Source organism: Mesorhizobium sp., from assembly GCF_005063415.1.
Classification (GTDB): domain Bacteria; phylum Pseudomonadota; class Alphaproteobacteria; order Rhizobiales; family Rhizobiaceae; genus Mesorhizobium.
The window spans coordinates 1-6,551 of sequence record NZ_SUEG01000097.1 but is presented as its reverse complement, the minus strand read 5'-3'; the positions used below and the strand labels follow the sequence as shown (position 1 = coordinate 6,551).

Below are 6,551 nucleotides of genomic sequence, written 5' to 3'. Positions count from 1 at the left end.
ATCCCGATCTGGCCCTTGGCGTGCATGGCCGCCAGCCGCGCGGTGACGCCCGAGCCGGTCGGCGAACGGTCGACCTCGGCCTCGGCGAAAACACAGATATTTTTGGTCGGCGTATCGGAGAACGCATCCTGTCCGTCGGTCAGGATGGTGCCGTAGAGGAAGGCGAGATCGGCATGGTCGGGATGCGACAGCGGAAATTCGGCCTTCAGCTTATTGGTCAGCGCGGTCGCCGCATCGACGAAATCGCGCACCCGGTTCCTGCCGAATTCCAGCCCGAACTGGCGGCAGTCGGCGAGCGCATAGAAGGCGCCGCCATAGGCGATGTCGAAGCCGACCGGACCGTAGCCCGGCAGATCGATCCGCTGGTCGCGGGCGAACAGAAACGCCGGCACGCTTTCGAAGGACACCGCACCGGCCTTGCCATCCCTTACCTCGACCGCAGCCGAAATCAGCCCGCACGGCGCCTCGATGTTGACGGTCGTCAGCGGCTCGCGTGGCGCCACCAGCCGCTCGTCGACGGCGTAGCGGCCGAGCGCGACGATTGCGTGGCCGCACATCGTCGAATAGCCCTCATTGTGCATGAACAGCACCGCGAGGTCGGCGCCCGGCAGTTCGGGCTCCACCAGCAGCGCGCCATACATGTCGTAATGGCCGCGCGGCTCGAACATCAGGATCTTTCTGAGATGATCGAGATGGTCGCGCACATAGGCGCGCTTTTCGAGGATCGTGCCCTTGGGAATGTCGGGGTAGCCGCCGGTGACGATCCGCAGCGGCTCGCCGCCTGTGTGCATGTCGACGACGGTGAGCGTCATTCGCCGGGCCCGACCTAAGCTGAAGATTTGGCAAACAGCGCCTGCAGCTTGCCGAACGGCATGGCGGCGCGGGTGAAGCCGAAGGTGCCGTCCTGCTGGATCTCGCGCGCCGCGGTCTCCAGCATGCCAAAGGCGAAATTGGTGAGCCATGGGCCGAGCGAGACGCGCTTTACCCCCACCATGGCCAGATCGGCGATGGTGAAGCCGGGCTTGGCCATGACGTTGACCGGCTTGGTCAGCGCGGAGCAGACGGTTCGAACCATCTCGATGTCACCCAGCCCCGGTGCATAGAGCACGTCGGCGCCGGCTTTCTCGAAGGCCTGCAGCCGCTTGATCGTATCGTCGAGGTCGGGCTTGCCCCACAGGAAATTCTCGGCCCGCGCGGTGAAGACGAAATCGCGTTTCAGCGCCCGTGCCGCTTCCGCCGCCGCCGCGACGCGCTCGACTGCATGCGCAAAATCATAGATCGGCTTCTCGGGCTCGCCGGTATGGTCCTCGATCGAGCAGCCGGCGAGGCCAGCCGCCTCGGCGGCGAAGATGGTCTCGCCGGCACTTGTCGCGCTGTCGCCCTTGCCCTTTTCGAGATCGGCCGAAACCGGCAGCCCGGTCGCCGCCGACACTTCACGGCAATGATGGATCATCGCCTCGAACGTCACCGCGCCATCGGGCAGGCCGCGCGAAAAGGCAAAGCCGGCGCTGGTCGTGGCCAGCGCCTTGAAGCCGAACGAGGCCAAAAGCTTGGTCGTGCCAACGTCCCAGGAATTGGCCATGACGAAGATCGAGGCATGCAGGTCGCGAAAAATCTTGCCCTTGTCCATGGATGCTCCCCTCCAGTGCAGAATGTGAGGCAAATTCTAGCCCGGCGGAAGGCGCCGGGCAAACAAATGCGGTTGGCTCAGAAGCGTTTGGCGTTCTCATCTGCCAATCGGTCCAGCGCATCGGAATCCTTGACGTAGCGCGAAGCGTTTTTGTCCCAATGGTAGGTGACGGAAATGTCGCGCAAAGACGCCTCTGGCGGCGGCTGGCCGTCGCAGGTTTCTTCGCCCGGCAGCGTCGCGTCGGTCACCGTGACCTTGATGGCTGCATAGGGCTGGCCGTCGGCGATCGCCTGGAAGGCCGCATTCTGCGTCCTCCTATGGGTGCAGAGGTTTTCGTCGAACGTATAGATCATGTCGATCAACTCGAACCTGTCGTTGCGGACCATGATCAGCGGCGTGATCCCATAGCCCTGGCTCGAATTGAAATGGATGCTCATGCTGATGATGGCGTCGTCACCAGGCCCGATCGGCAGCTTGCCCGGATCGCGAAGATAGGTGATGCGGTCGACGGCGACATTGACGGCGTCGAGCAGCGCCGGCTTGCCGGTGATGTCGTAGAGTGCCAGCACGGCATAGCCCTCGGCGCTGTCAGGCGAGTCGCCGAGGTCGAACAGCATGGCCAGCCGCTCCTTGCCGCCGGCCTTGATGCCGAGCACGCCGGCATTGGAAAGACCCGACGCCGCGGGTGGCGAGCCGTCGTAGCCCGGTCCAGCGATGTGACGCATCTCGATCGGCATCGAACCCCGGAAAAAGCCGTCCTTGTCCGCGGCCAGATCGGGAATGACCATCCTGGCGAGGTCGAGATAGGTGACATCGCCGTGGCCGGAGACGGCGCTGCCGAGCTCCGGGAAGCTGACGGCCTCAGCGCTGGCCGTCGTCCAGAGACAAGGCAGCAGCAGGCAGGCAAAGAGGAACCGAGCCAGGGAGAAGGTCATGCGCGCGCTCGTTATGTCGGGCGCGCGCAAGCTAGCACAAGCAGCTGCAACATACAGCGCAGCTTGAACAAAGGCGATCAGTGGATCGGCACCAGCCCGGCCAGTTCGCGCATGTCGTCGAACAGGATGCCGCCGGCTTCGCTCAGTCCGTCACGGTCGGAAAGCGGGTCGCCGTGGTAGGAATAGACGCGCATGCCGGCGGCGATGCCGGCTGCCGTCCCGGCGACGCTGTCCTCGATGACGATGCAGTCGGCGGGCGCGAAGCCCATCGTCGCTGCCGCATGCAGGAAGAGATCGGGGAACGGCTTGCCGCGCGAGACCATGGTCGAACTGAACAGCGCATGCTCGAACAGCGGCAGCAGCCCGGTCTGGCCGAGCGTGATGTGCATTTTGGACACCCGTGCCGACGAGGCGACGCAGGTGGGGATGCCGGCGGCGTGTACGGTTTCGATGAACTCGCGAACGTAGGGGATGGCCTCGACGCCATGCGCGAACAGGTCCGGCAGGCCGGCGTTCCAGCGCTCGACAAAATCGGCGCCGAGGCTGACGCCGGTCGCCTCGACTTCCTTCTGCACCGAGACCATGCTGCGGCCGGAAAAATTCTTGCGGCAATATTCGAAGCTGGCCGGAAAGCCGGCCGCGGTCAGCCACTCGGCGAGGCGCCGGTTGGCCAGGTTCTCGGTATCGACCAGAACCCCGTCGCAATCGAAGATGACGAGCTTGGGTATCTTCATTTCGCTGCGCTCATCAGGCCGTGCCGGTCGATCCGAAGCCGCCCGAGCCGCGCGTTGTACCGCCGGCCAATGTGCGCTCCTCGACGGTCGCCTGCGTCACCGGGGCGAAGACGATCTGGGCGATCCGCATGCCGCGCGTCACCGCGAAATCCTCGTCGCCGAGATTGATCAGCAGCACCTTGACCTCGCCGCGATAGTCGCTGTCGATGGTGCCCGGCGTGTTGAGGCAGGTGAGCCCGTGCTTGAAGGCGAGGCCGGAACGCGGCCGGACCTGGCCTTCGACGCCCTCCGGAATCTCCAGGATCAGCCCGGTCGGCACCAGCGCGCGTTTTCCCGGCAGAATCAAGAGCGGCCTGTCGTCCGGGACGGCGGCGCGCAGGTCCATGCCGGCGGCGCCCGAGCTCTCATAGGCGGGAAGCGGCAATCCCTCGCCATGCGGCAGCCTGACGAAGCCGACAGCCGGACCGATGACGGAGGTAGGATAAAGTGCTGCGCGCATAAGGCTGATCCTATCGTCGCGAACGCCGGCTCAGTCAACTCGGCGGCAATGCTATCAACGGCTTTCTTTCAGCACAGTTCCGCCTCAGCGCAGTTCCATCGGAACGACCGTGGTCTCCTTGATCTCCTCCATGACGAAGGAGGCCGAAACGTCCGATAGTGCCACCTTGGCGATCAGCCGCTGATAGAGCCGGTCATAGGCCTTCACATCGGCAACGCGGGCGCGCAGGACATAGTCGAGATCGCCGGACATGCGGTAAGCGCCGGTGATCTCGGCAAAGCCGGTCACCGCCGCCCGGAATCTTTGCAGCCAGTCGGGATCGTGGTTCGAGGTGCGGATCAGGATGAACACGGAAAGGCCGAGTCCAAGCTTGTCGGCGTCGACCAGCGCCACCCGGCCGGTGATGACGCCGTCTTCCTCCAGCCGCTTGACCCGGCGCCAGCAGGCGTTGCGCGACAGCGATATTCTTGCCGAGAGCTGGTCGACGGACAGCGTGCCGTCGCGTTGCAGCTCGGCCAGCAATCTCCGGTCTATTTCGTCGATTTCCGGCGTCATGTGGGATGTTTGTCCCACAATTTGGCTTGAGACAAGGACAATTTGAGACCGATGAACCTGACAGCCGTGGCAGGATATTCATCGCCGGCTCTTCATGCCGGCAGGAGGGATCGACATGACAGCACGGCTCGCAAGACTTTTCACCTCTCACCCGGCCGCGGTCGGCGAGAGCTATTTCGGCCATATGGCTTTCGCCGCATGGTTCTCGTCGCGATTGTTCATGGCGGCCTTTGCCGCGCTCATTCATGCTTTCTTGCCGTTTCTGTTCGAGACCACGGCAAGCGGCATCATCCGTGAGCTCTACGAACGGACGCATAACAGAGGACGGTAAGCCGTGGAGGTGCCGATCGCGGCGAGGCCGCTGGACAGCGCCGACCCTCAACGGATCCCGGCAGCGCAATCCCGATCAAGCGCCGCCATCGTCGAAATGCCGAGCCAGGCTTGAAGCCGCGCCGCAATCCGCCATTTTGAGGAGCGCGGCGCGATAGCCCGGAGCATTTACGATGGATATCGTCTTTTCCTCGACCACCAAACTGGCCGCGGCCATCCGCGACCGTAAGGTTTCCGCAATAGAGGTGCTGGACGAGCATCTGGCGCAGATCGACAGGCACAATGCGGCGGTTAACGCCGTTGTAACCCTCGATCGGGACGGTGCGCGGCAACGCGCCGGCAAGGCCGACGAAGTGCAGGCGCGCGGCGAGGCACTTGGGCCGCTGCACGGTGTGCCGTTCACCGTGAAGGACACGCACGAAACCGCTGGCATGAGAACCACCGTCGGCTTCCCGGCCTTCGCCGACTATGCCCCGAGAGCAGACAGTCCGGTCGTTGCCCGGCTGAAGGCGGCAGGCGGCATATTGGTGGGCAAGACGAACGTGGCGACAATGCTCGGTGACTGGCAGTCGAGCAATCCGCTGTTCGGCCGCACCGGCAATCCCTGGAATCTCCAGCGCACCGCTGGCGGCTCCAGTGGCGGTGCGGCGGCGGCGCTCAGCACCGGAATGACGCCGTTCGAGGTCGGCACCGACATGCAGGATTCGATCCGGCTGCCGGCCGCCTTCTGTGGCGTCTACGGCCTCAAGCCGACCGAGCAGCGCGTCTCGCTCGCCGGCGCCTTCCCCGATCCAGGCGGGGCGCCGCGCAGCGTACGGCTGATCTCCTGCCTCGGACCGATGGCGCGCAGCGTCGAGGACCTGGCACTGATCTACGGCCTCATTGCCGGGCCGGATGGAAGCGATACCGACCTTTCGCCGGTACCGGTCGAAACCATGCCGGAGTTGGATCTCAAAAATTTGCGCATTGCCGTCGCGCCGTCCTTTCCGGGCTTTCCGGTGGCCGGCGAGATCAGCGCGGCGGTCGAAAGCCTGGCAAAGGAGCTTCAGGCGAAAGGCGCCATCGTCGAGGAAGCCAAATTGCCGGAGTTCGACCTGCACGACGACCTGAAGCAGGGCGGCGTGCTGATCGGCATGATGCTGGAGGCGGCGCAGCCCGAACCGCCGGAGAAGCCGACGCCCGTCTCGCGCTGGTTCGAGGCGCTCGCCCGTCGCGACCGCTCCATCCTGGCGTGGGAACGGTTCTTCGAACACTGCGACGCCTTGCTGTGCCCCGTCACCATGGTTCCCGCCTTTCCGCATTGCGAGCCGGGAACGCCAATCGCGGTCGACGGCAGGGAGCAAAGCTACTGGATGCTGCCGGTCTATGGCGCGGTGTTCAATTACAGCGGCCATCCCGCACTGTCGCTGCCCTGCGGACAGGACAGCAATGGCCTGCCCATCGGACTACAGATTGTCGGCAAACGCTGGTCGGAGTCGCGCCTGCTCGGGATCGCCAGGGCAATCGAGCCGCTAGCCGGCGGCTTTCGCCGGCCGCCCGGTTATTGAGTAAACCGCCCCAGCCCGTAGGGATCAAGCAGCGGGTCGCGCTCGCCGTCGAGGACTTCGCGGGCGGCGAACAGACCGACGGCTGGGGCCAGCGTGATGCCGGAATGCATGACCGCGACGTAGACGCCGCTCGTGCCCTCGGGGCGGCCAATGATCGGAAAGCCATCGACCGGCGTCGGCCGGTAGCCAATGGTGTGGAAATCGAGTTCCAGCCCATCTGCGCCGCGCAGCATCGCCTTCATCGCCGCAAACAGGTCGCGGGCGGTGGCCGCGGCGTCCATGCCGGGATCGGCGCCGCCAAAATCCGAGCCGGCGATGACG

The 6,551-nt window shown here is 64.9% G+C and carries 8 protein-coding genes and 1 pseudogene; 2 read left to right on the top strand and 7 right to left on the bottom strand.

The window, feature by feature from the left end; all coding sequences use genetic code 11:
* The 6 genes and pseudogenes from E5W70_RS22235 to E5W70_RS22210 form a co-directional block, all read right to left on the bottom strand.
* Window positions 1-812: pseudogene (locus E5W70_RS22235) on the bottom strand (proline racemase family protein); the annotation flags it as partial.
* Window positions 813-826: 14 nt separating this feature from the next.
* On the bottom strand, window positions 827-1,630 hold the full coding sequence (locus E5W70_RS22230; RefSeq protein WP_292662440.1) for an isocitrate lyase/phosphoenolpyruvate mutase family protein: 804 nt from the start codon (window positions 1,628-1,630) through the stop codon (window positions 827-829).
* 77 nt (window positions 1,631-1,707) lie between these two features.
* Window positions 1,708-2,565: a hypothetical protein gene (locus E5W70_RS22225; protein WP_292662437.1), complete on the bottom strand. Its 858-nt coding sequence runs from the start codon at window positions 2,563-2,565 to the stop codon at window positions 1,708-1,710.
* A 77-nt stretch (window positions 2,566-2,642) separates the two neighbouring features.
* A complete protein-coding gene (locus E5W70_RS22220) occupies window positions 2,643-3,299 on the bottom strand; it encodes an HAD family phosphatase (RefSeq protein WP_292662433.1) in 657 nt (218 codons plus the stop codon).
* 13 nt (window positions 3,300-3,312) lie between these two features.
* Window positions 3,313-3,798 carry a dUTP diphosphatase gene (gene dut, locus E5W70_RS22215; protein ID WP_023676369.1) on the bottom strand — a complete coding sequence of 162 codons (486 nt, stop codon included), beginning with the start codon at window positions 3,796-3,798 and terminating at the stop codon, window positions 3,313-3,315.
* An 84-nt stretch (window positions 3,799-3,882) separates the two neighbouring features.
* A complete protein-coding gene (locus tag E5W70_RS22210; protein ID WP_292662427.1) occupies window positions 3,883-4,353 on the bottom strand; it encodes an Lrp/AsnC family transcriptional regulator in 471 nt (156 codons plus the stop codon).
* A gap of 115 nt (window positions 4,354-4,468) precedes the next feature.
* Here E5W70_RS22210 and E5W70_RS22205 point away from each other — a divergent pair, with 115 nt between their 5' ends.
* Together E5W70_RS22205 and E5W70_RS22200 are read left to right on the top strand one after the other, a co-directional pair.
* Window positions 4,469-4,684, top strand: coding sequence for a DUF6356 family protein (locus tag E5W70_RS22205; RefSeq protein WP_023717932.1), 216 nt, complete (start codon window positions 4,469-4,471; stop codon window positions 4,682-4,684).
* Between the two features lie 172 nt (window positions 4,685-4,856).
* On the top strand, window positions 4,857-6,230 hold the full coding sequence (locus E5W70_RS22200) for an amidase (RefSeq protein ID WP_292662424.1): 1,374 nt from the start codon (window positions 4,857-4,859) through the stop codon (window positions 6,228-6,230).
* On the opposite strand, the gene E5W70_RS22195 is transcribed toward E5W70_RS22200, so the two are convergent.
* On the bottom strand, window positions 6,224-6,551 hold a 328-nt coding region (locus E5W70_RS22195), incomplete at its 5' end, for an FAD-dependent oxidoreductase (protein ID WP_292662421.1). The two genes, E5W70_RS22200 and E5W70_RS22195, sit on opposite strands and share 7 nt — an antisense overlap.

Excerpts from the sequence above, each read along its gene's own strand:
- E5W70_RS22230 (WP_292662440.1), bottom strand. The coding sequence starts at position 1,630 with ATGGACAAGGGCAAGATTTTTCGCGACCTGCATGCCTCGATCTTCGTC.
- E5W70_RS22225 (WP_292662437.1), bottom strand. The coding sequence starts at position 2,565 with ATGACCTTCTCCCTGGCTCGGTTCCTCTTTGCCTGCCTGCTGCTGCCT.
- E5W70_RS22220 (WP_292662433.1), bottom strand. The coding sequence starts at position 3,299 with ATGAAGATACCCAAGCTCGTCATCTTCGATTGCGACGGGGTTCTGGTC.
- dut (WP_023676369.1), bottom strand. The coding sequence starts at position 3,798 with ATGCGCGCAGCACTTTATCCTACCTCCGTCATCGGTCCGGCTGTCGGC.
- E5W70_RS22210 (WP_292662427.1), bottom strand. The coding sequence starts at position 4,353 with ATGACGCCGGAAATCGACGAAATAGACCGGAGATTGCTGGCCGAGCTG.
- E5W70_RS22205 (WP_023717932.1), top strand. The coding sequence starts at position 4,469 with ATGACAGCACGGCTCGCAAGACTTTTCACCTCTCACCCGGCCGCGGTC.
- E5W70_RS22200 (WP_292662424.1), top strand. The coding sequence starts at position 4,857 with ATGGATATCGTCTTTTCCTCGACCACCAAACTGGCCGCGGCCATCCGC.